General features: G+C 47.4%; 21 protein-coding genes, 2 rRNA genes and 1 pseudogene (1 of these 24 running past the window's edge). 3 read left to right on the top strand and 21 right to left on the bottom strand.

Annotated features, from left to right (window positions below):
• Nucleotides 1-6: 6 nt before the first annotated feature.
• Complete coding sequence (locus tag CWC22_RS01605) at nt 7-1,275, bottom strand: MATE family efflux transporter (protein ID WP_230090643.1); 1,269 nt, start codon at nt 1,273-1,275, stop codon at nt 7-9.
• A gap of 39 nt (nt 1,276-1,314) precedes the next feature.
• Between CWC22_RS01605 and CWC22_RS01600 the strand changes: the two genes are divergently transcribed.
• Entirely contained in the window at nt 1,315-2,352 is a 1,038-nt protein-coding gene (locus CWC22_RS01600) for a polysaccharide deacetylase family protein (RefSeq protein ID WP_138539553.1), read from the top strand.
• Here CWC22_RS01600 and CWC22_RS01595 read toward each other — a convergent pair.
• The 8 genes from CWC22_RS01595 to CWC22_RS01560 all read right to left on the bottom strand — a co-directional run bounded on the left by CWC22_RS01595 (nt 2,339) and on the right by CWC22_RS01560 (nt 10,951).
• Complete coding sequence (locus CWC22_RS01595; protein WP_138539554.1) at nt 2,339-3,370, bottom strand: protein-glutamate methylesterase/protein-glutamine glutaminase; 1,032 nt, start codon at nt 3,368-3,370, stop codon at nt 2,339-2,341. The genes CWC22_RS01600 and CWC22_RS01595 overlap by 14 nt on opposite strands.
• A 9-nt stretch (nt 3,371-3,379) precedes the next feature.
• The gene (gene cheD / locus CWC22_RS01590; protein ID WP_125564582.1) at nt 3,380-3,994 is read right to left on the bottom strand and encodes a chemoreceptor glutamine deamidase CheD; all 615 of its coding nucleotides are present in this window, start codon (nt 3,992-3,994) and stop codon (nt 3,380-3,382) included.
• Entirely contained in the window at nt 3,991-4,812 is an 822-nt protein-coding gene (locus tag CWC22_RS01585) for a CheR family methyltransferase (RefSeq protein ID WP_138539555.1), read from the bottom strand. The genes cheD and CWC22_RS01585 overlap by 4 nt, the downstream gene beginning before the upstream one ends.
• Nucleotides 4,813-4,972: 160 nt before the next feature.
• Complete coding sequence (locus CWC22_RS01580; RefSeq protein WP_138539556.1) at nt 4,973-7,663, bottom strand: methyl-accepting chemotaxis protein; 2,691 nt, start codon at nt 7,661-7,663, stop codon at nt 4,973-4,975.
• Between the two features lies 1 nt (nt 7,664).
• Nucleotides 7,665-8,180, bottom strand: a complete 516-nt coding sequence (locus CWC22_RS01575; RefSeq protein ID WP_138539557.1) for a chemotaxis protein CheW — start codon at nt 8,178-8,180, stop codon at nt 7,665-7,667.
• The gene (locus tag CWC22_RS01570; protein ID WP_138539558.1) at nt 8,177-10,288 is read right to left on the bottom strand and encodes a chemotaxis protein CheA; all 2,112 of its coding nucleotides are present in this window, start codon (nt 10,286-10,288) and stop codon (nt 8,177-8,179) included. The genes CWC22_RS01575 and CWC22_RS01570 overlap by 4 nt, the downstream gene beginning before the upstream one ends.
• A gap of 18 nt (nt 10,289-10,306) precedes the next feature.
• Nucleotides 10,307-10,669: a response regulator gene (locus tag CWC22_RS01565; protein ID WP_010387164.1), complete on the bottom strand. Its 363-nt coding sequence runs from the start codon at nt 10,667-10,669 to the stop codon at nt 10,307-10,309.
• A gap of 9 nt (nt 10,670-10,678) precedes the next feature.
• A complete protein-coding gene (locus CWC22_RS01560) occupies nt 10,679-10,951 on the bottom strand; it encodes an STAS domain-containing protein (RefSeq protein WP_138539559.1) in 273 nt (90 codons plus the stop codon).
• A 328-nt stretch (nt 10,952-11,279) separates the two neighbouring features.
• Between CWC22_RS01560 and CWC22_RS01555 the strand changes: the two genes are divergently transcribed.
• On the top strand, nt 11,280-11,597 hold the full coding sequence (locus tag CWC22_RS01555) for a hypothetical protein (protein WP_138539560.1): 318 nt from the start codon (nt 11,280-11,282) through the stop codon (nt 11,595-11,597).
• A 134-nt stretch (nt 11,598-11,731) separates the two neighbouring features.
• On the opposite strand, the gene CWC22_RS01550 is transcribed toward CWC22_RS01555, so the two are convergent.
• From CWC22_RS01550 to CWC22_RS01530, 5 genes are read right to left on the bottom strand one after another with little or no spacing between them, the layout of a single operon-like run.
• Nucleotides 11,732-12,337 (bottom strand): SCO family protein, encoded by a 606-nt coding sequence (locus CWC22_RS01550; protein ID WP_138539561.1) that lies wholly within the window; start codon nt 12,335-12,337, stop codon nt 11,732-11,734.
• Nucleotides 12,334-13,239 (bottom strand): heme o synthase, encoded by a 906-nt coding sequence (gene cyoE, locus CWC22_RS01545; RefSeq protein WP_138539562.1) that lies wholly within the window; start codon nt 13,237-13,239, stop codon nt 12,334-12,336. The genes CWC22_RS01550 and cyoE overlap by 4 nt, the downstream gene beginning before the upstream one ends.
• A 3-nt stretch (nt 13,240-13,242) precedes the next feature.
• Nucleotides 13,243-14,235 carry a COX15/CtaA family protein gene (locus CWC22_RS01540; protein ID WP_125564598.1) on the bottom strand — a complete coding sequence of 331 codons (993 nt, stop codon included), beginning with the start codon at nt 14,233-14,235 and terminating at the stop codon, nt 13,243-13,245.
• Nucleotides 14,232-14,729, bottom strand: coding sequence for a transmembrane cytochrome oxidase associated protein (locus CWC22_RS01535; RefSeq protein ID WP_138539563.1), 498 nt, complete (start codon nt 14,727-14,729; stop codon nt 14,232-14,234). The genes CWC22_RS01540 and CWC22_RS01535 overlap by 4 nt, the downstream gene beginning before the upstream one ends.
• Nucleotides 14,722-15,396, bottom strand: a complete 675-nt coding sequence (locus tag CWC22_RS01530; RefSeq protein WP_171045144.1) for an SURF1 family protein — start codon at nt 15,394-15,396, stop codon at nt 14,722-14,724. The genes CWC22_RS01535 and CWC22_RS01530 overlap by 8 nt, the downstream gene beginning before the upstream one ends.
• Before the next feature lie 62 nt (nt 15,397-15,458).
• On the opposite strand from CWC22_RS01530, the gene CWC22_RS01525 reads away from it, so the two are divergent.
• A complete protein-coding gene (locus tag CWC22_RS01525; protein WP_138539565.1) occupies nt 15,459-15,671 on the top strand; it encodes a DUF2909 domain-containing protein in 213 nt (70 codons plus the stop codon).
• Here the strand turns inward: CWC22_RS01525 and CWC22_RS01520 are convergent.
• The 7 genes and pseudogenes from CWC22_RS01520 to CWC22_RS01490 form a co-directional block, all read right to left on the bottom strand.
• Nucleotides 15,666-16,529 (bottom strand): cytochrome c oxidase subunit 3, encoded by an 864-nt coding sequence (locus CWC22_RS01520; RefSeq protein WP_138539566.1) that lies wholly within the window; start codon nt 16,527-16,529, stop codon nt 15,666-15,668. The genes CWC22_RS01525 and CWC22_RS01520 overlap by 6 nt on opposite strands.
• 115 nt (nt 16,530-16,644) lie before the next feature.
• A pseudogene (locus tag CWC22_RS01515) lies at nt 16,645-17,172 on the bottom strand (cytochrome c oxidase assembly protein); the annotation flags it as partial.
• Nucleotides 17,169-18,761, bottom strand: coding sequence for a cytochrome c oxidase subunit I (ctaD, locus tag CWC22_RS01510; RefSeq protein WP_049865969.1), 1,593 nt, complete (start codon nt 18,759-18,761; stop codon nt 17,169-17,171). The pseudogene CWC22_RS01515 and the gene ctaD, both read right to left, overlap by 4 nt.
• On the bottom strand, nt 18,758-19,870 hold the full coding sequence (gene coxB, locus CWC22_RS01505) for a cytochrome c oxidase subunit II (RefSeq protein ID WP_228553517.1): 1,113 nt from the start codon (nt 19,868-19,870) through the stop codon (nt 18,758-18,760). The genes ctaD and coxB overlap by 4 nt, the downstream gene beginning before the upstream one ends.
• 331 nt (nt 19,871-20,201) lie before the next feature.
• A complete protein-coding gene (lexA, locus tag CWC22_RS01500; RefSeq protein WP_125564615.1) occupies nt 20,202-20,810 on the bottom strand; it encodes a transcriptional repressor LexA in 609 nt (202 codons plus the stop codon).
• 435 nt (nt 20,811-21,245) lie between these two features.
• Nucleotides 21,246-21,360, bottom strand: a 5S ribosomal RNA gene (gene rrf / locus CWC22_RS01495).
• Nucleotides 21,361-21,476: 116 nt separating this feature from the next.
• Nucleotides 21,477-22,510 (bottom strand): 23S ribosomal RNA (locus CWC22_RS01490); it runs 1,846 nt beyond the window's last position.

Below are 22,510 nucleotides of genomic sequence, written 5' to 3'. Positions count from 1 at the left end.
TATTCCTTATTCCAGCAGCTGTTGCCTGACACTCAGCTGTCGATACTTAATGACCAGCGTCAGCCCTCTTAAACCCATAAAGCAACTCATGGCAAACCATAACCCATGGTTCCCCCACTGCTGCGCCAGCCAAAAAGGCACAAAGAACCCTAACAGAGCAGACAACAACATACTGTTGCGCATCTCCCTGGCCCGAGTCAGGCCAACGAATACCCCATCAAACAAAAAGCAGCTTGTTGCAATCAAAGGCAGGACCACCAGCCAGGGTAAATACACCAGTGCGGTGTCTATCACAGCTGGAATATCGGTTAGTAACCCTATTACTGCCTGGCCAAATAAAACAAATACCCCACTATAAATAAGCGCAAAACACCCAGCCCAAAAACAACTTATTTGCACCCACCGCCTGAGCATCGACACATCACGCGCCCCTTTGGCCTGCCCAACTTTTGCTTCCACCGCATAAGCAATGCCGTCCATTGCAAAACTCACCAGCATCAGGAAGTTCAATAGCACCGCATTGGCTGCCAAAATGTCCTCACCCAGCCTCGCACCATAAAACGTCATAAAGCTAAAACACAGCTGCAGCATGAGTGAGCGAATAAAGATATCGCGATTAAGGTGTAATAATCGCTGTATTTCTTCTTTGTGGGGGACTTTAAGCTGCCACTGCCAACCTGCGCGATTTAGTACGCCACGCAGCAGATAGCAAGACAACAGCAGTGCTGAATAATCGGCGATCACCGATGCCCAGGCCGCGCCTGCAACAGCGAAATCCAGCACCACCACAAACAAGACATCAAGCACTATGTTGACACAATTAGTAAACAGCACGACATAAAAAGGCCCACGTCCGTATTGCATCCCCAGCATAAATCCAAGCATCACCAGATTCAGCATGGCCGCCGGTGCGCTAAAGATACGAATAGAAAAATAGACACTCGCTTGTTCAAATACCTCGGGCGTAGCCCCGGACAATACTGCGATCAGCTCTAACAACCAGGGTGTGCACACTATCAGTAACAGAGCAAACAACACCGCAAAACTCATGCTGGCCGACAGCGATTGTAACGCCCGAACACTGTCTTGCTGACCATTTGCCTGGGCGATTTCACCGGTGGTGCTCATGCGCAGGAAACTGGCGAGCCAGAACAACAAGGCAATGCTCCCGGATCCCAAGGCTATCCCGGCAAGATAATAAGCTTCGCTCAAGTGACCTATGACCGCCGTATCAACTAATCCTAACAGGGGCACTGAGATATTTGATAAAATCATCGGAGCAGCAATAGCAAGCAATTGAATATGGTGAGAAGTATGCGCGCGATTAAGTGGTTTCATGTTTTAGTTCTTATACTCGTTTTGTTCAACACCCGGGCAGGCCTGGCCGCGGTCATTCTACAGTATCATCATGTCAGTGAAAAACTGCCGGCCGTGACCAGTGTCAGCGAAGCCACCTTTCTTGCGCACCTGAACTTCCTCAAAACAGAACAATTCAAAGTCATTGCATTAGATAAGCTCATTGAGCACTTGCAAGCTGGCAAAGCTCTGCCACCAAAAACCGTCGCAATCACCTTTGACGATGGCTATCTGAATAACATGGAAGCCGCAGCGCCACTACTTGAGCAGTTTGGTTATCCTTACACTATTTTTGTAAACCCTAAGCTCATTGATGAAAAGAAAGGGTACGTGATGAGCTGGGAACAACTACGCCAGCTGGCAAAACGCGGCGCAATCATTGCGAATCACAGTGCTCAGCACGACTATTTGCATCACAAGCAAGCTGGAGAAACGCAGGCTCAGTGGCACAGCCGGATCCGTCAGGATTTAGTTTGGTCACAAGCTCGAATCAAAGCAGAGACGGGCCATGACTTTCCTTATATCGCTTACCCCTACGGCGAATTTGATCGCCCGCTACAGGAGTTAGTCGCTGAGCTCGGCTTAGTAGGTATTGGTCAGCATTCCGGCGCCGTGGGGCCCGATTCAGACTTCACGCGCTTACCCCGCTTTCCCGCGTCCGGCATCTATGCCAACCTGAAGACGTTGAAAACCAAACTTCACTCATTGCCCTTTTCACTGGCACAAGCCCAATACCAGGACTCGGTAACGGATGACCCGACCCCATCGATTACTTTGACCTTCAAAGAAATGGATTTTTATCAGAATCAATTTGCCTGCTTTGTATCAGGCGTAGGCAGAGCGGAGCTCACCTGGGAGGGAGAGAAAACCGTGACAATTACAACACCTGAGGGCTTACCTACAGGGCGTTCTCGATACAACTGCACAGCTCCATCAAAACAATTCAGTGGTCAATTTTACTGGTACTCTCAGCCCTGGGTGATTACGCGCGCTTAACCGCATTAAGTAACTCCATCGTCACTTTAGACAGGGGCACAACCCGCTCGGCCGCTGCCATCTCAACGGCGGCCCGGGGCATACCCCAAACCACCGAAGTGGCCTCATCCTGAGCCAGTGTTTTTGCGCCAGCTTCTCTGAGGCGCAGCAAGGCTGCTGCCCCATCACTGCCCATACCAGTCAGTAGCCCGGCGCTGATTTGTTTAGCCCAGGGCAGCAAGGAATCAAACAGCACATCTACCGAAGGGCGGTGTCGGTTAACTTTCTCGCTCTGACTCAGGTGACATTGCAGTCGTCCGCCTTTTTGCACCACTTTAAGGTGCATGTCTCCTGGTGCGATAAACACATGCCCTGGCACAAGCACGTCACCCTCTTCTGCTTCTTTGACATGCACATCACAACAACGGTCCATACGCAGTGCAAATGAAGTACTGAATACTGGTGGAATATGCTGCGCAATTACCACCGGTGGGCAGTGTTTAGGCAAACGAACCAAGACCTCACGCAGCGCTTCTGTGCCACCGGTAGACGCGCCCAGAGCCAGCACCGCGCTGTTTTTAAACTGGGTATTCTGTGAAATTGGCGCCTGTTTTTCGCCTTTGTCAGCGCGAAAAGCGTAAAGATTGGCCTGACGGGCGATACGGATTTTCTGATGCAGGGTCTCAGCATAGGCATTTAATTTAGCGGCCACATTTGTGGTTGGCTTGGCAATGAAGTCAATTGCCCCCAGCTCTAGCGCTTCTAACGTGGCGGGAGAGCCTTGTTGCGTTAGGGTAGATAGCATGACCACAGACATAGGACGTAAGCGCATCAAATTTTTTAGAAAGCTCAGCCCATTCATTTTTGGCATTTCAATATCCAGCGTCAGCACATCTGGATTGAGCTTTTTAATCATCTCGCGCGCTTCATAGGGGTCCTCTGCTGCCCCCACGACCCTAATATCAGGAGCCAACTCCAGCACCTCAGTCAGAATCGCTCTGAGTGAAGGGGAATCATCAACTATCAATACCTTAATCATGCAAACTCTCTAGAACAGCTCAATGTCTGTTTGTTTACCTTGCTCTTCAATATCATGAAGGTACTTAACCTCACGTTTTTCAATAGTGTCGTTGTGCATCTGACGCAACTTCTTCACCTGAGCTTTACCCGTTTGTGGATGAAACACCACCTTGCGCGGCCAGGGCCCACCTACATCGTGGGATACCAGAGTAAGCTGCTCTTCCTCAACATACGCTTCGGCAAATCGAATATTACCAACGCCGATGTCGGTCATAGAACTGATGATTTTCCCTCCGCCAAACAGCTTTATCTTCAGATGCTCCCGTCGGGCGCCATTTTTAATCACTTCATTAATCAGATATTCCATTGCCCAGTTGCCATAGCGGCAATTCAGATCATCGGCATGAATCGCTGAAGCACCCTTCACACCAGGCAGCATAAAGTGATTCATCCCTCCTACGCCCTGCTGCTCATCATAAATACAGGCCGCAATGCAGGAGCCCAGAACGGTAGAGATTAGCTCGTCACTTTTTGACACATAAAACTCCCCTGGGAGCACTTTTGCTACCACAGCGCCACGACCTGAGTCCCAAAACCGCTTTACGTGCTCAAAACCATGCAGTACGGGCTGAAACTGATTCATATCTGCGCTACCTTTTGGTACATAGTTTTCCCCAGGTTTTTAAAGCCCAAATGCTCTTTCCCCATTGTCTCTGAATGACCAATAAACAGATAACCTTGCTCTGCCAATAGCTGATGATAATTATCAAACAATCTATCTTTGGTTTCTTTATCAAAATAAATCAGTACATTACGACAAAAAATAACATCAAAAGGACCTTTCATAGGCCAGGGTTCAAGCAAATTAAGGCGTTTAAAAAACACCCTGGACCGTAATACATCTTTTGCTTTGTACTGGGTGCCATCCGAACTACACATAAACCATTTTTTCAGGTGCTCACTGTCGAGACCTGTGACCGACGCGCTGTTATAAACACCCTCTTGGCCTTTGTGCAATACGTTTGAGTCCAAATCAGTAGCTAATACTTTCACGTCCCAGTCTGCTGGAAAGGCATTCGCGATGGTCATCGCAATACTGTACGCCTCCTCACCAGTGGAGCAGCCAGCAGACCAAATTCGTATGCGTTTATCTGTTCTATGTTTGATCTTCAGTTCTGGGATCACTTGTTGGTGTAAAAAGTCAAAATGATGTGATTCGCGAAAAAATGACGTGAGATTAGTCGTAATCGCATTAATAAAATGGCTAAACTCGGTATTTGGCTCTTCATTTAACAGAGCCAGATATTCGGCAAAAGACGTGAGACCGTTAGCCCTCACTCTGCGGGCAAGCCGTGAGTAAACCATATCGCGTTTATGGGGTCCAAGCACGATGCCGCAAGTCTCATATACACGCTGAGAGATACTGCTGAAATCCTCATCCGTCATCAAAAACTCTTTCATATCCCTCCTCACCTATGCGCTGCGATCCCGACTACGTGTTATCTGCGCCGTCTTATGCATTCATTATGTGGTAATCCCGGTGAGTCAGGTGTGTCACTAAGGCTGAGCCGACACCAAAGATGGCGTACAGCTCAACCAGGGTACAAACAAACCAGAACTGTTAAAACTCTTCCCACTCCTCAGAGTCGTCCGCAAAGCGATTAGCTGCTGTCTCCAGGGGCTGTCGCGTACTGCGACTTTCCGGCGCCGATAAACCAATCGCGGACGTACGCGCCTGACCATTCGTGACAGTTGGTTTTTCTGCAATGGCCTCTCGGCTGGCCGGCGCCTCTGCGACCTTAAAGAAGTTCAGCATATTACGCATATCATTGGCCTGCTCGGCCATTGACTCACCTGCTGCGGATGCTTGTTCTACCAACGCCGCATTTTGCTGCGTCATTTCGTCCATCTGTGTGACAGCTTTATTCACCTGCTCAATCCCAGAGCTTTGCTCTACCGATGCATCTGCAATATCTGAAATCATATTGGTAACACGTCGCACCGCCGCCACAATTTCTTTGAGCGTTTCACCAGACTCATTAACTAATAAAGTACCATCCTCAACTTTACTCACACTGTCACGGATCAAATCTTTGATTTCTTTTGCCGCTCCGGCCGAACGCTGCGCCAAATTACGTACTTCGCCCGCGACTACTGCAAAACCACGCCCCTGCTCTCCTGCACGTGCAGCTTCTACCGCTGCGTTCAATGCCAGCAAGTTAGTTTGAAAGGCGATTTCATCAATCACGCTAATGATATCCGCTATCTTCTTACTGGCATCGTTGATAGCTGACATGCTTTCTACTGCGCGATTTACCACTTCCCCGCCTCGGGTTGCTTTCTCACTGGTATCTTCAGCCAATTCATTGGCAACTTTGGCATTATCTGCATTCTGTCGAACTGTACTGGTCATTTGCTCCATGCTCGAAGCAGTTTCCTCCAGTGAAGACGCCTGTTCTTCCGTACGCTGACTCAGATCGGCATTACCTTGCGATATTTCCTCAGCACCACTGGCGACTAGGGATGCTGAGGTGCTGATCCGCTCTAATACATTAGTCAGTTTATCCGCGGTGCTGTTCGCATCCTGTTTTAGCTTGTCAAACGCCCCTTGATAATCAGCCTCAATGCGTTGTGTCAGATCTCCCCGGGCAAGTGCATCAAGCATATTCCCGGTGTCTGCCACTGCACTGTCTACACTCTCCAACAAACCATTTAACCCTTGAGTCAAGCGCAAGTAAAAACCCTGCTTATCACCTTCTTCCAACCGCACAGACAAATTACCAGAGCGAGCAGACTCGACGACCGTGTTAACTTCCTGCTCAATTGCTACCTCACCGGTTCTGTCTTCCCATTCAACCACAGTACCAGCTCGTTCGCCTGTGTCAGTCACGATTGGGTTAGCAACCAGACCAAAGGTGCGCCCTCCGACTTTTATTTCGGTCTTGTAAGGTTGAGACAAGGTTTCCAGCAAGCGTCTTTGATGGGCTGGGTTGCGATGGAATACGTCTATGTTCTGACCAATCAGTTGACTGCTATCGAAGTTAGGTAAATCTTTACGAATATCTGACTCAGCGTTTCTCATCATCTCGAGTACCGCCTGATTCATATACACAATCGTATTGTCTGAGTCCGCAATCATCGTATTGGTTTGCACGTTATCCAGAGCGCGACGCACGCGGAGGTTTTCACCAGCAGTCTGTTTAGCGTGTTGCTCAGCAGCCAAACGCTCTGTTTTGTCTTCCCACTCAACGACAGTACCAATCCGGTTCCCGGTCTGATCAAACACAGGTGTTGCGATCAGGCCAAAATTAAAACCAGCTACCTTAATATCCGTGTTGTACACATTCGAAAGTGTATTCAATAAGCCCCTCTGGTGTTGAGGGTTTTCGTGGAATACATCAATATTGGTACCAACCAGGGTATCAACATCAAAGTTCGGCAGTGCGGTACGCAGCTGTGCCTGATTGCGCCTGAGCATAGTCAATACAGACTCATTCACATACACAATGTTCAGGCTCTCATCTGCCAACATGACATTCGCCTGGCACACATCCAGCGCGCGAGAAATACGTGCATTTTTCTCTGCCAAGTTCTTGTGCTTTTCTTCTGCGGCAAGCCACTCTGTTTGATCTTTCCATTCCACCAAGGTTGCGATGCGATGCCCTTCATCAAATACCGGCGTCGCTATCAAATCAAAAGTCAGCCCGGCAACAGCGATTCTAGTCTGATATGTTTCGCGCAAATTGGCCAAAATGTTACGCTGATGGCTTGGATTTTTGTGAAAGACATCAATGTTTGTGCCTATCAAGCCAGCAACACTAAAGCCTGGCAAATCAAGCTGTAATTGCTGCTCATTGGCCCTCAACATTGATTTAACCGAGTCGTTCAGATACACAATATTTAGATCAACATCTGCCACCATGATATTTGCCTGACAGCCTTTCAAAGCCAGCATCAGACTTTGCGTCAGGTCCGTTTGATCATCCTCATCATGCGCAGCTTTTAGCGCTTGAAATAGCTCAGGAAAATCCGTCAGGTCCAGGCTTTGTAATTGTTCCTGATCTGCCACAGTCACATGTGGCAACACACGATATACACAACCCAGTTGGGCACTCACCGCTGACAGAGCCATTTTGAGGTAACCCAGCGCGACAACCACCCCGAATAAAGGCAGCGCCACAGCCATCAGCTGCATGTGTTCAGAGCCCGATGCTCCAAGCTGAATGCCCAGTACGATGCTGATAACCAGTATCACACCCGCAATTATGATTTTATTGTTTAAACTACTTTGGATACTCTGACTACTACTCATCTCAGCCCCCGTTGCTCTTAGCACAACTCTTGTCGTGTAAATCGAGCACCTTTTTCAAATTTAATAACACCACCATTTTTTCCCCAACATTAACCAACCCATGAACAAATTGGGCATTGTCAGAGTCCTGAAAGTCAGGGACATCCTTCGCCTTTTCCTCAGAAATGCTGTACACATCGGACACCGCATCCACAACAATGCCCATCAACTTGGTTTGCTCTTTCAGTGTCACTGATACCACTATCACCACAGTGAGTGGACCATAGCCGATGTGAGTAATACCAAATCGCTGCCTCAGGTCGATGATTGGTACAATCGTGCCGCGCAGGTTCATCGCCCCTTTCACAAATGGTGGGGAATTGGGGATCACCGTTACGGGCTCCCAGCCACGAATTTCCTGGACCGCTAAAATATCAATCCCATACTCTTCTTCATCCATCATAAAAGTCAGAAACTGCTTTTCGTCCGTCTCGGTATCCAATACCAACTGCTGATTTAAATTTATGCGTTCTGTCATGCAGGGATACCCTCATCCGCTTTTAGGTCCACGAGCAGCTCAGAGGACCCTGGCCGCCTCAAGCCGCTCAGTTTTATTAACCCGCTGATGTCGATGATCAAAGACACAGTACCATCGCCTAAAATAGTGGCACCTGATATGCCATCAACACGTTGATAATTGGCTTCCAAGCTTTTGATCACGACCTGCTGTTGCGCCAGCAGGTCATCTACCAAAATGCCGACTTTGTAATTGTCGTTTTCAACCACCACCAGCAAGGTCTTATCCAGTTCTTCTCGTGCACCCTTATGATTAAAAATGTCATACAGTCTCAGGATCGGAATATACTCATCACGCAAACGCAGAACCTGCAAACCTTTACCGACATTACTGACTTTAGCAATATCAATTTGCAGCGATTCAACGATAGAGATCAGAGGAATGATATAAGTATGATCAGCGACCTGAACTAGCTGACCATCCAAAATCGCCAGTGTCAGTGGCAAGCGAATCGTAAAAGTCGATCCCACTCCCGCTTCCGAACTGACCTCGACAGAGCCATTTAATGCCTGAATATTCTTACGCACGACATCCATCCCGACACCGCGACCAGATATTTCACTGACATTGTCAGCAGTTGAAAACCCCGGCATAAAAATCAGTTCATTAATCTCATCAACGGTAAGCTCATCCTGCTCCTGAATAAGCCCATTCTGAATGGCTTTGTTGCGAATTTTCTCGGTATCCAGCCCTTTTCCGTCATCCATAATCTCGATGACGATATTCCCCCCCTGGTGAAACGCATTTAGAGTAACAGTACCAACGGGGTCCTTGCCCTGGGCGATGCGTTCCTCGGGTGTCTCCAGGCCATGATCCAGGGAGTTGCGCACTAAATGCACCATAGGATCAGACAGCTTTTCCATAACGGTTTTATCAAGCTCGGTTTGCTCCCCAATCAACTTGAGCTCAACTTGTTTATTGAGTTTTTGAGAGATATCCCGTACCAGCCTGGGAAATCGGCTAAAAACAAAACTGATGGGCAGCATGCGGATACGCATCACGTTTTCCTGCAAATCACGCGTGTTATGTGCCAGCTGTGCCAAACCTTCCTGGAGTGCGGCAATGCTAGATTCAGTAATTTCCTGCTCGCCAATCTGGCTCAACATAGCCTGTGTAATAACCAGCTCACCTACCATGTTTATTAGCGAATCCACTTTATCTATACCAACCCGGATGGAGGTTGTACTAGGATCTGTATTTTTTCGAGCATCTTTGGCGGGCACAGTCTCTTTCTTATTTTCCTGAACCGTTTTAGAAGACGCAGGGGTCTGTACCGGTACCTCAGCTTCCGCCGGAACACTCTGCGGGGTATCAGATGGCTCGACTTGCTCAACTGGCTCCTCAAACAAGCCTCCACATTGCACTATGGTGATTTCCGCGTCATCTTCGACCCACTCGAAAATCTCTCTGATAGCACTTTCACCACGCGTTGTGGTCAGGAAAAACCGCCAATAAAGGTAGCAATCTTCGGCATTGAGCTGCTTTAATTTGGGCACTTCATCGTGCAATGCCTGGGTTTCAAGCTCCCCAAGCTCTGACAGCTCCGCAATCATATAGAGCGGCTCATTACCGGTTTTGAATAAATACGGCAGTGGCTTAAAATCGATCTGAAAAGTGATGGGGAGGTCGGCTTGCTCTTCAGGTTCGCTGATCGCCTGCTCCGGGGCATCGGTGCTGTTTTCGCCATTTAAAATCGCTTCGAAGCGTTGTTTTAATTCATTGGCTTCTTGTCGCTCTGGTTCTTCTTGGGCTTGCAGTGCCGTTAGCATAGCGCGTAAGCAATCGACTGCTTTGAGCAACAAATTGACATGCTCAGCAACGAGCTGCCGTTGCCCATTGCGGATCTGGTCGAGCAAGGTTTCTAATACGTGAGTGAAATCAGAAACCGCCGTAAAACCAAAAGTGCCACTGCCTCCTTTAATCGAATGTGCAGCCCGGAAAATCGTATTTATGGTTTCCTGATCTTCTTTGCCTGGCTCGAGGTTAAGCAGCTCAGACTCCATCGCATCGAGCCCTTCAAAGCTTTCTTCAAAAAAAACATCGAAAAACTGACTTAAATCGATACTCATGGCAGCACCTCGCGGGGATTAACGGATGACTTTTTTCAGCACAGCCAGTAATTGTTCCGGGTTAAATGGTTTAACAATCCAGCCCGTTGCGCCTGCAGCTTTACCTTCACTTTTCTTATCCAGACCAGATTCTGTTGTGAGCATCAAAAGCGGTGTAAATTTATAATCAGGTAAACTTCTCAGCTCTCGAATCAAGGTAATGCCATCCATAACAGGCATATTCACGTCCGAGATCACGGCATCAAACCCTTGCTGCTTAGCCAGATTGAGTGCTTCACTGCCATCCTTTGCCTCTACAACATCAAAACCCGCTTTTTTTAGTGTAAAGCCAACCATTTGACGCATCGAAGCAGAATCATCCACAGCTAAAATCTTTTTCATAATGACCTCTTAATTCGTACTACTGATAGATAAAAGTTCGGTTAACCCTAATTTTTCAACAGATGAAGATAATGCTGCACTTTCACCCACCCAGGAAATATGTTGCCCAATATCCAGTAAATACTTTTGCAACGCGCACAACAATTGGATCGATGCGGTATCGGCACGCTGGATTTCACTAATGTCTAATGAAATAGCATGGCCAGCATCAAGCTCGAGCAGCAACTGTTGATGTAATTCTTCAACCTGGTTTATGGCCAGCTCCGGGGGAAGTTTAATCATGTGCCTTGCACATTCCTTGCAAATCTTATTGATATGAATAGATTAGACCGTGACTGTGAAATTACCACATTTATAACAGAAAAGAAGTAATTGATTATTAGATTCAGTGACTTTAGAAATCGGCGAACTCACCAGCAAAGCGACTAACTAACGCTAAAGCTTGGCTGAACGTTACCAGAGGGGAAGTAGGCATCTTATACTGACTGCTACCTGTTCATTCAACTACAATACCTGACTTACTTTGAAGTTAAGGAATTGACTCAATGTAATGTTTCTAATTAGAATACAAAACAGATTTCAGCTATTGAAAAAACTATTGAGGGACCACTTGAAAAAGCTTATTTTTGCATTAGGCGCTTTCTTACTATTTCTAAATAGTAATGCTAGCAGTGCTACAAATGACAGCCGTTATGCTGACCATTATAACAACCTGGTCGAGAGAGTTTACATTAATGACTCGGGCCAAATTAGAATCAAAGTAAGTGGAATCGGACATTTTGTAATTTTAGGCCAAGCAGGCGAGCCTAAAGCAGATGCCAGATTTTCAATGGCGTTAGCAGCCAAGCTGTCGCAAACAAATGTCTGGGTTCGCTACACACTCGCTACCAACGAAATTACGATATTGTCCATCCAGGACCCACAATAACAGAGTTATAAGGAAAGGCTATGAGCGGGCTGACGATTGCCATTTTGTATGGCCTTTTCCCACCTTAAGCCTGCCTATGACTTCAGTAATTTCATTGCCCTGGCATAAATCCGAACCTATCCCGACCTCACCACCTACTCGCTTTTGGGCACGATCACCTTAAAGTCCGCTATCAATTGGGCTTCATTGATAACAGGTACCTCCCCGGCCTTAAACTCCGGTTTAAATATGGCTTCCAATTGTGCCTGTGGGTTAACCAATGCAATCGAAGCACTATGATCAACATAATACTCGGGTTGATCACTGTTGTTGATCGCGTAGATCAAGCCAATGTCGCGTACAAAAGGAAACAATACTTTATGAGGCGCAGACGCTGCGACAAAATCCGGGTTGAAGTAATCAATATATTGTTTTCGCTTTGCTTGCGTGTCCCGCTGCGGGTCTACCGCTACAAACCACACGTTGACAGCCTGGTGGGACTTTAACTGCGCGGCAATATTAGTGAGTTTTGCCAAGGTCATTGGGCATATATCGGGGCAATGAGTGTACCCCAAAAACAACAAACTCCATTGCCCTTTTAACTGCTCAGTCGTAACTTGCGCCCCATCTTGGTCTTCCAAAGCAAAAGGCTTGAGCGTACGAGGTTGTTCATAATGTACAGCGAACTCAGATACTTGGGGAGCAGGCTGACATCCAGTAAGTAGCACGAATATTATAAAAAGAGGAAAAATGAGTTTCATACCAATGCTCTGTCGACAAATAGAGAGACAAAGAGTAACAATAAATACCAGATAGAAAAACGAAAAACCCCCATCGCTTGTTGCACTGTATGATTCATATACAGTCGCACAATCAGGTAAATAAATAGTCCATTAAGAATGCTTGCAGCAACCAGATATGCATGCCCAACCATACCTATCAAATAGGGCAGAACGCATGTTACTGCCAATAACAAGGTATACACGACCATACACAATTTGGTGAACTTGATCCCGTGTGTGACAGGCAGCATCGGGATCCCAGCCCTGGCATAGTCCGCTTCTCGGGCTATCGCCAAAGCCCAGAAATGCGGCGGCGTCCAGGCGAAAATAATCATAACGAGCAGCCAGGGCTCCGCTGCCAAAGCGCCCGTTTCACTGACCCACCCAAGCAGAGGAGGTAAAGCGCCTGCCAATCCGCCAATAACAATATTTTGTGGTGTCATGTGCTTAAGGAACATAGTGTAAACAACGGCATAGCCAAGCAAAGCTAGTAGCGTCAAAACCGTACACAACCAATTACTGAACAACAATAGGCCAAGGGTTCCGGCAGCAGCCAGGCTAACGGCAAAAATGAGTGCTTTTGACACAGAGAGTTGCTGCATAGCCAGGGGACGATGGCGTGTCCGCGCCATTTTTCGATCCCGATTACGGTCAACAACATGATTAATTGCCGCAGCCGAGGCAGAAATTAGCCCGATTGACACTAAGCTCATCAGTTGATGACCTATGCTTCGCCCTACATCCGGGGCCAGCGCAACACCCACCCAGGCAGTAAGCACCAGCATCATGACCACCTTAGCTTTGGTGATCGCCAAATAAGGCTTAATGCCCGCGTAAAAATCAGGGATTACAGATCCGAGTTGCTGCACACTAATGGCCATAACTTACCCCCTAGATTGATAAAACAGCAGATAGCACACTCGCACCATGCTCAGTAATAGCAGCGCAGCCATGACATTGTGAAACAGCGTCAGCAATAATGGGAACTGCCAGTGCACTATCGCGCCGCCTAATAACACCTGGCAAAGCACTAGCATTGCCGGAAGCAAAATGACGGGTCGTACACGTGCGTCAGGAATTCGCACATACAAACGCCAGCACAGTATCAATATGGCGAACAGTGTCACCATAGCCCAAAGCCGATGAACCAAGTGAATAGACAGGCGAGTTTCAAACGGTAAAACACCAAATTCATAGCTGGCAGAAGACTGAGGTAACTGAAATAAACTGCTCAGTGAGAACAACTCCCCATTCTCACACAATGGCAATCCACGACAGTGTGGTGCAGCGTAATTCGCGGCAAGCCACCCACCTAATGCAATTTGTACAATCAAGACCATGAGCACAACCAGCGTCATCACTTTTAGGCCTGCAACATGAGGAATGGCGACAGTAGCCGACTGACTGGCTTTGAGCCAAAGCAAAGTTAATAAACTCAATATGGTGAACCCACCCAACAGATGGCCCATCACTATCAGAGGTTGTAAGTTCATCGTCACGGTCCACATGCCCAGCAGCGCCTGAAACACGATTAGCACAGCCAGTAATGCAGACAACCCTTTGATACTTGTGCCGCAGTTAGGTTGGCGCAATGCCATAAAGAAAATTGCAGCAACAACCAAACCTAAGCTGCCGGCAAAATATCTGTGGATCATCTCGATCCAGGCTTTCTCTTGGTGTACTTCGCTGCCGGGAAATTGCTGTTGCGCTGACACCAACTCATGCGCTTCATTCGGCACCGTCAAAAACCCATAGCACCCTGGCCAGTCCGGGCACCCCAAACCTGCATTGCTTAGTCTGGTATAAGCACCCAAGGACACAACCAGCGCTGCTAGCAGTGCCGACATGAGCACCAATTTTCTAAAACTTTGTGTCATGACTTACCTCCTGAACTACTTCGCTCATAAGACAGCAGCTTTTTTAAATCCTTCAATAACCCTTTGAGCAATACTCGGTTTGCGGTTTGGTCTCGCTGTGGTAAATACTCAAGCACCACCAAGCCATGTTTATCGACCAAATAGAATGCCCCCGGTGATAAAGACGGTACCTCAGGTAACACGCTGGCCTTGTCACTTTGCCCTTGACCCAATAGGAGCAAACCGACTTGCTGACGGTGCTTGCCCAATGCCACGGTAAGCTGTTCCATTAAGGCCAGCTGACCCAGACATAACTCAGTACAACTGTCAGGCTGATTTAACGCAATGAACCATGACTTGTGCTGCTGATCAGGCACATTCAGTACAACCTCCTGCGTTAAAAAGCTCCCCTTGTTAGTTGTACTGTCTGGTTGCCACCCAGACCAAAGTACGCCCCACGCGACAATCAAAGGTAAAATGCAACACGCTAAAAATAATCCAGGCACCTTATTCATCATTTTTCCTTTTGTAAGCTAAGTAGGGGACGACCATTGCTGCCACAGCTAGCAAAAACCATTGCAATGCATAAGCCCGGTGCTTATCAGGCCCCATCACAACGGCTTCATAGTGAGGCTGAATATCGTTTGTGATTGGGTCTGACGCATAAGCTAAGGACGCGGCAACAGGACGTTGTGTTTGTGCCACAAAATAGGCATGGTCAAGATATTGGATCAGCTCAGGCTGCGCCGCGTTCAAGTCTGGTTGGGTAGCTAACGTGAAGCCAGCCCACTTGCCTATTTTGAATTCCACATTCACGGTTTGTAACGAGCTGGGAAGCGCTACCTGGGGTAACACAGTCCGGCTGTGTGTCGCGGGAATAAAGCCAAGGTTCACAACCAACCATTCTTCGCTATAGACAGGACGAAACAGGCTAATCACATCATAACCGGGCGTCCCGTTGACTATCTGATTATCGAGTAACCAATAGCGCGAATCATCAAAATGACCATGTAGCCGAAACTGCTGCCCTTCCAATGCCCGTTGATTTTGCAGATCGGTGCTCGCATTGAAATCGGCGATAACCGGACCACTTTGCCGTTTTTCGAGCAAATGTGCCTTTAGGGCAGCTCGTTGCCACTGCCAAACAGAAAGGGCCAGGCATGTACATACCACAAGGCTCACTGCCAAAACTGTGCAATATGCGCTAACCTTTGATCTACTTATACTTATCTGCGTCATATGCTATGCTACTCAAATTCATTATTATTGTTTTGCTTTTCAGCATCATCTACAACTTGTTTCGAGCTTTGTTCATTATGCTCAAAGGCACTCACTCTGGTGAGTCAATGTCCCGATTACTGGGTAAAAGAGTATTTTTTTCAGCGAGTGTGTTATTACTTATTCTCATTGCAAAAGGGTTGGGCTGGCTCCAATTCAATCCAGCCCCGGGCTTATAGCACATAAACAAATACAAACAGGCACAACCAAACCACATCGACAAAATGCCAATACCAGGCACCAGCCTGAAATGCAAAATGGTTATGTTCGCTAAAGTGACCTTTCATTACTCGTAACCAAACAACCGTCAGGATAATCGCGCCAAGCGTCACATGCATACCGTGAAAGCCAGTGAGCATAAAGAATGTATTACCGTAGATACCTGATTCCAGAGTCAACCCTAAATCCTGGTAGGCATAAACATACTCTTCTACCTGCAAGACCAAAAATGCAAAACCCAACAAAATGGTTAATCCCAGGAACACCTTCACTTTGTTTCTCTGCCCTTGCTCAATCGCAGTGTGCGCAAAATGAAGTGTCACTGAAGAAATCAACAAGATAACGGTGTTTATCAAAGGGAGACCTTGCCAACCCATGGCTTGCGTTGTGTCTCCCCCCGGGGTGTTAAGTAACGGCCACACTGCTTCGAAGCTAGGCCACAATAACTCATGCGTCATGGCATTATTACTAGCCCCGCCAAGCCAGGGAACCGCAAACACGCGAGCATAAAGCAAGGCACCAAAAAACGCGGCAAAAAACATCACTTCAGAAAAAATAAACCAAGCCATTCCCTGTCTAAATGAGCGATCCATTTGCTCCGAATAAAGCCCTCCCTGAGACTCCCGAATAACATGTCGAAACCACCCTGCCAACATAAACAGCAGTAAACCGATTCCCGCATACAAAATAAATTGGCCACCGGGACTCTTCATCACCGTTAACCCACCTCCTACGGCTACACCAAACATAGCAACAGCCCCAACTATGGGCCACGGACTTTGCTCTGGTACATAGTATTTTTCATAACCACTAGCCATGACTTAATCCTCGTATTTGTTGATACACCGTGGCTTGTATGCTGCGAACATAATAGTCCCCGGCTGTGCCACGCCTGAGCTCACCGAATCGCTCTGTTTCTGAGTGCAACAGCGTACTTTGAACCGTCGCCGCTCTATCTGTAATGTCATATAACGTATAGGCAAGTGTCAGCTCAGCGATGTCAATTGGCAGTTCTGTGTCTACATAAAAGCGCAGCGTAAATGACATTTTCTGACGCGCCTGCATACTTTGCTGATCAAAGCAAAAGCAAGCGAGCTTATGTAAATATTTAGCCGCCATCCCAGGCGATACAGATGGAATGGCCTGCATAACCCGAGCATCTCCACTCAGGTTTTCTGCCGTAAAGCTCACTTCTGTTAATGTACCGGGTGTCACCGTCACCTGATACGTCGCAGCTTTTACTTTGAACGGTGCCTGCCCTTGTGTGTGGGTTGTGAAACTCACATCGACTTGCCGCGCCAAATCTTGCTTTTCACTAGCCTCAGCTGCAGTCAAATCAACTTTGCCATTCAAGCCTGTTATGTCACAAAACACGTCGTACAGTGGTACAAGTGCAAATGCGAATGCAAACATACCAAAGACCAATAACACGAGTTTTTTCAGTAACGGGGTATGCATCACTTCACCTCAGGTGGAGTACTGAAAGTATGATAAGGAGCTGGTGAGGCAACATCCCACTCTAACCCTTCAGCACCATCCCATACTTTAGCAGGCGCTCGCTGACCACCTGCGATGCATTTAAATACCACAGCCACAAATAGTAACTGCGATAAGCCAAATGCAAAGCCACCGATACTGATCAGAGCATTGAAGTCTGCAAACTGCAGCGCATAATCCGGGATACGTCGTGGCATTCCCGCAAGCCCCACAAAATGCATTGGAAAAAATAGGATATTCACACTAACCAGAGACAACCAAAAATGCCACTTGGCCAATGTCTCGCTATACATGTAACCAGTCCACTTAGGTAGCCAATAGTAGGCAGCCGCCATGATAGAGAAGACGGCCCCCGTAACCAAGACGTAGTGAAAATGTGCGACCACAAAATAAGTGTCGTGATATTGGAAATCAGCAGGGGTGATGGCCAACATCAAACCGGAAAAGCCACCGAGTGTAAACAACACAATAAAGGCGATAGCAAACAGCATTGGGACTTCAAAACTGATAGAACCTCGCCACATTGTGGCCACCCAGTTGAACACCTTCACACCCGTCGGCACAGAGATCAGCATGGTCGCATACATAAAGAAAAGCTCACCGGCCAATGGCATACCTGTAGTAAACATATGGTGTGCCCACACGATGAAGGATAACAGTGCGATGGAGGAAGTCGCATATACCATAGAAGCATATCCAAAAAGCTTCTTTCTTGAGAACGTAGGCACTATGGTAGAGATCACGCCAAAAGCCGGCAAAATCATAATGTATACTTCCGGGTGACCAAAAAACCAGAAAATATGCTGGAACATCACAGGGTCACCTCCGCCTGCAGCATCGAAGAAACTTGTGCCAAAATACTTGTCTGTTAAAACCATGGTAACGGCACCCGCTAACACGGGCATCACAGCAATTAATAAAAATGCCGTAATTAACCAAGTCCACACAAACAATGGAAGCTTCATCCATGTCATACCGGGCGCACGCATGTTCACTATCGTCACGATCACATTGATAGCGCCCATAATGGAGCTGACCCCCATGATATGCACTGCGAACACAAATAATGCTGTATTGTCGTTACTATAAGTTGTGGAGAGCGGTGCATAGAAGGTCCAGCCAAAGGCCGGACCACCACCTTCCATAAACAATGAGGCAAGCAATATGAGAAAAGCGAAAGGCAGAATCCAAAAGCTCCAGTTATTCATCCGTGGCAGTGCCATATCAGGCGCACCGATCATCATAGGTACCATCCAGTTTGCCAGGCCTGTAAAGGCAGGCATCACAGCACCAAATACCATAATCAACCCATGCACTGTGGTCATTTGATTAAAAAAGTGTGGGTCAACGAGCTGAAGGCCTGGCTGGAATAATTCTGCCCGAATAACCATTGCCATACCGCCGCCAATCAGGAACATCAACAAAGAAAACAACAAATACAAAGATCCTATGTCTTTATGATTTGTCGTAAAAAGCCAACGCTTGATACCAGTTGCCGGGCCATGATGTTCATGCTCTTGTTCATGAGCAGCCTGCTGTGTACTCGAAGTCATTTGGCTTCCTCCTGTTTGCCGTCAAGGTAAGCTTGTATTTGGCTAGGTTGAATAACTTCCCCGGTATCATTTCCCCAGCTATTTCTTTTATAAGTGATAACTCCGGCCACTTCCTTTAATGACAACTGCTTCGCAAAAGCCTGCATCGCAGTGCCAGGGCGTCCGTCCATAATAATTTCAATGTGTGCTTGCAGATCGCCGGTGACCATAGCGCTCCCCTTTAAGGCAGGAAACACCCCTTGCAGACCGAGCCCTGTGGGTTGATGACATGCTGCACAGTAGGCCATGTAAACACGCTCTCCCGTCGCCATTAACTCATCTTTGCTGAGTGTTTGGTCCAAAAGCGCGGCCTCTTGCTGCGCGGCAAGCTCTCTTTGCGCTTTCTCGTTGGCAAGCCATGCCTGAAATTCCGCCTCGGGCTTGGCTTCGACGACAACTGGCATAAAACCATGATCTTTGCCGCACAGCTCTGCACATTGACCTCGATAGGTGCCGGGCTCATTGACATTTGTCCAAGCTTCGTTAATGAACCCTGGATTAGCATCTTTTTTTACCGCAAAGTCAGGTACCCACCAGGAATGGATCACATCATCAGAAGTCAGTAAAAACCTCACTTTCTTACCCGTCGGGATCACCAGCGGCTTATCGACCTCCAACAGATAGTTTTCAGTCTTGCTTTCCATATTGTCTATCTGAGCTCTTGGCGTAGACATTAAGGAATAAAAATCGACATCATGACCCAAATATTCGTAATGCCACTTCCACTGCGATCCGGTAACTTTAATCGTCAGATCTGCCTTATCAGTGTCTTCCATTGCGATCAGTGTTTTTGTCGCAGGCACAGCCATAGCAACCAAAATTAAAAATGGGATAGCAGTCCAGAGGATTTCAACTTTAGTGCTTTCATGAAACTGCGCGGGCTCCGCGCCTTTAGAACGCCGATGATGGATCAGTGCCCAAAACATGACCGAAAAGACAATCAGCCCTATTACACAACAGATCCAGAAGATGGTCATGTGTAACTGATAAACCTGATTACTGATGTCAGTTACGCCTGTACGCATGTTGTAGTCGCTTGCGAGCGTGAGCATACTGACACATAAACACATCGCAATCGTGATGAGTTTGGCTATTTTCATTAGACGTCTCCCTCAATTGCTTCGAGCGTGAGAAGCAACGGTTCTTATTATCGGATGACTGTCATTTCACTTGGGTTATCCCATGAGTACTGCACGACCATTTAACAACTAGTCAAAATTTGACCGTTTAGCAAGTTTTTGTCTCGTGTAGATTTTGTTTTTCAGGCAGGGAAATAATTGAAAAATAGCTGTTTGTTAGGAGTCACTTATACACAAACGCAATTGATATGGTCACTTAAAAGTGTATACAAGAAGTAAAAACAGCCCGGAAAAGGCAAACCAGGCTGCGCACGGGAATTAATTAAATATCACCTCGGATAACACCGACCGCCAGGCCTTCTACCGAAAAGCTCTGTTGTTCTAAATCAACTTCAATGGGCGAGAAGTCCTCGTTTTCAGCATGTAGATAGACTTTCTTCCCTAACTTTTCGAAGCGCTTAACCGTGACGTCTTCTTCTACACGTGCAACCACAACCTGGCCATTATTCACAACCTGAGTGCGGTGCACTGCAAGTAGGTCTCCATCCATAATGCCGATGTTTTTCATACTCATGCCATTAACGCGCAACAAATAATCGGCCGCGGGGTGGAACATTGCTGGGTCTACTGAACAGTGACTCTCAATATGCTCCTGAGCAAGAATAGGCTCTCCAGCAGCAACTCGACCAACTAAGGGTAACCCTAGTTGTTCAGGTTCATTTTCTACTAGCCGAATACCCCTGCTTGCACCTGGTACCATTTCTATAACACCCTTTTTCGCTAACGCTTTTAAGTGCTCTTCTGCAGCATTCGCACTCCGAAACCCAAGCGACTCAGCAATCTCTGCCCGAGTCGGAGGCATGCCGGTATCTTTGATGAAGACTTTTATGAGTTCAAAAACTTGTTCTTGTCGTTTGGTGAGTGGTCGCATATAACTGGTTTTCCATACAGTGCATTTACTGTGAGTATATACAGTTATCATTTTTTCGCAACGGTTATTCTGCGTGAACCTTAAACTCGCATTCTATTGCCTACCCTGATAGCTCACTATATCTTGAGGCTCCACGCATAAAGTGACTAACATCTATATGAAACAGTACTTACCGATCGACGCGACAATCAAGTGCAAAGTACAATGACAGCGAGCAACGCGAGTACATTTACTTTGCGCAAGGTGAAATGAGCTATTGTAGAGAATGCAGACCTATTCACAGCGCAAAAAGGAGCCCTCCACAGGGAAGTGCCCCCAAAGACTGCTAGATACCAGCTTCATGGATGAATAGGCGATGCTACTCTATTTACAGCTTTTTAAATCGCACAAAGCAAAAAACCCGCTGCATTGCTGCAACGGGTTTCTTTTATTAGGCCCTGGCGATGTCCTACTTTCACATGGGAAACCCCACACTATCATCGGCGCTATTTCGTTTCACTACTGAGTTCGGCATGGGGTCAGGTGGTTCCAAAATGCTATGTTCACCAGGAAATTCTGTGTGCAAGATGTTTATCAACATCTCACTAAAATCTGGAAAAGCGTATTAAATTCTTATCGTCTACTTTATTTCTTAACTTCTAACGAACAAAACCACTTTGGCGTTGTATGGTTAAGCCTCACGGGTAATTAGTACGAGTTAGCTCAATGGCTCACACCACTTCCACATCTCGCCTATCAACGTTGTAGTCTTCAACGGCCCTTCAGTTGACTTAAAGTCAAAGTGAGAACTCATCTCGAGGCTCGCTTCCCGCTTAGATGCTTTCAGCGGTTATCGATTCCGAACGTAGCTACCGGGCAATGCCATTGGCATGACAACCCGAACACCAGCGGTTCGTCCACTCCGGTCCTCTCGTACTAGGAGCAGCCCCTCTCAATTCTCAAACGCCCACGGCAGATAGGGACCGAACTGTCTCACGACGTTCTAAACCCAGCTCGCGTACCACTTTAAATGGCGAACAGCCATACCCTTGGGACCGACTTCAGCCCCAGGATGTGATGAGCCGACATCGAGGTGCCAAACACCGCCGTCGATATGAACTCTTGGGCGGTATCAGCCTGTTATCCCCGGAGTACCTTTTATCCGTTGAGCGATGGCCCTTCCATTCAGAACCACCGGATCACTATGACCTACTTTCGTACCTGCTCGACGTGTCTGTCTCGCAGTTAAGCTGGCTTCTACCATTACACTAACCGTACGATGTCCGACCGTACTTAGCCAACCTTCGTGCTCCTCCGTTACTCTTTGGGAGGAGACCGCCCCAGTCAAACTACCCACCAGGCACTGTCCTCAACCCCGATTAGGGGCCTAAGTTAGAACATCAACACTACAAGGGTGGTATTTCAAGGACGGCTCCACGCAATCTAGCGACTGCGCTTCAAAGCCTCCCACCTATCCTACACATGTAGGGTCAATGTTCAGTGCCAAGCTGTAGTAAAGGTTCACGGGGTCTTTCCGTCTAGCCGCGGGTACACAGCATCTTCACTGCGATTTCAATTTCACTGAGTCTCGGGTGGAGACAGCGTGGCCATGGTTACACCATTCGTGCAGGTCGGAACTTACCCGACAAGGAATTTCGCTACCTTAGGACCGTTATAGTTACGGCCGCCGTTTACCGGGGCTTCGATCAAGAGCTTCGCCT

The sequence above is a fragment of the Pseudoalteromonas rubra genome (assembly GCF_005886805.2).
Taxonomy (GTDB): Bacteria; Pseudomonadota; Gammaproteobacteria; order Enterobacterales; family Alteromonadaceae; genus Pseudoalteromonas; species Pseudoalteromonas rubra_D.
This window is presented reverse-complemented; position numbering and strand designations above follow the sequence as displayed.

What these genes read in the sequence shown, in the direction of transcription:
- CWC22_RS01605 (WP_230090643.1), bottom strand. Translation starts at nt 1,275, where the DNA reads ATGATTTTATCAAATATCTCAGTGCCCCTGTTAGGATTAGTTGATACG.
- CWC22_RS01600 (WP_138539553.1), top strand. Translation starts at nt 1,315, where the DNA reads ATGCGCGCGATTAAGTGGTTTCATGTTTTAGTTCTTATACTCGTTTTG.
- CWC22_RS01595 (WP_138539554.1), bottom strand. Translation starts at nt 3,370, where the DNA reads ATGATTAAGGTATTGATAGTTGATGATTCCCCTTCACTCAGAGCGATT.
- cheD (WP_125564582.1), bottom strand. Translation starts at nt 3,994, where the DNA reads ATGAATCAGTTTCAGCCCGTACTGCATGGTTTTGAGCACGTAAAGCGG.
- CWC22_RS01585 (WP_138539555.1), bottom strand. Translation starts at nt 4,812, where the DNA reads ATGAAAGAGTTTTTGATGACGGATGAGGATTTCAGCAGTATCTCTCAG.
- CWC22_RS01580 (WP_138539556.1), bottom strand. Translation starts at nt 7,663, where the DNA reads ATGAGTAGTAGTCAGAGTATCCAAAGTAGTTTAAACAATAAAATCATA.
- CWC22_RS01575 (WP_138539557.1), bottom strand. Translation starts at nt 8,180, where the DNA reads ATGACAGAACGCATAAATTTAAATCAGCAGTTGGTATTGGATACCGAG.
- CWC22_RS01570 (WP_138539558.1), bottom strand. Translation starts at nt 10,288, where the DNA reads ATGAGTATCGATTTAAGTCAGTTTTTCGATGTTTTTTTTGAAGAAAGC.
- CWC22_RS01565 (WP_010387164.1), bottom strand. Translation starts at nt 10,669, where the DNA reads ATGAAAAAGATTTTAGCTGTGGATGATTCTGCTTCGATGCGTCAAATG.
- CWC22_RS01560 (WP_138539559.1), bottom strand. Translation starts at nt 10,951, where the DNA reads ATGATTAAACTTCCCCCGGAGCTGGCCATAAACCAGGTTGAAGAATTA.
- CWC22_RS01550 (WP_138539561.1), bottom strand. Translation starts at nt 12,337, where the DNA reads ATGAAACTCATTTTTCCTCTTTTTATAATATTCGTGCTACTTACTGGA.
- cyoE (WP_138539562.1), bottom strand. Translation starts at nt 13,239, where the DNA reads ATGGCCATTAGTGTGCAGCAACTCGGATCTGTAATCCCTGATTTTTAC.
- CWC22_RS01540 (WP_125564598.1), bottom strand. Translation starts at nt 14,235, where the DNA reads ATGACACAAAGTTTTAGAAAATTGGTGCTCATGTCGGCACTGCTAGCA.
- CWC22_RS01535 (WP_138539563.1), bottom strand. Translation starts at nt 14,729, where the DNA reads ATGAATAAGGTGCCTGGATTATTTTTAGCGTGTTGCATTTTACCTTTG.
- CWC22_RS01525 (WP_138539565.1), top strand. Translation starts at nt 15,459, where the DNA reads ATGCTACTCAAATTCATTATTATTGTTTTGCTTTTCAGCATCATCTAC.
- CWC22_RS01520 (WP_138539566.1), bottom strand. Translation starts at nt 16,529, where the DNA reads ATGGCTAGTGGTTATGAAAAATACTATGTACCAGAGCAAAGTCCGTGG.
- ctaD (WP_049865969.1), bottom strand. Translation starts at nt 18,761, where the DNA reads ATGACTTCGAGTACACAGCAGGCTGCTCATGAACAAGAGCATGAACAT.
- coxB (WP_228553517.1), bottom strand. Translation starts at nt 19,870, where the DNA reads ATGTGTTTATGTGTCAGTATGCTCACGCTCGCAAGCGACTACAACATG.
- lexA (WP_125564615.1), bottom strand. Translation starts at nt 20,810, where the DNA reads ATGCGACCACTCACCAAACGACAAGAACAAGTTTTTGAACTCATAAAA.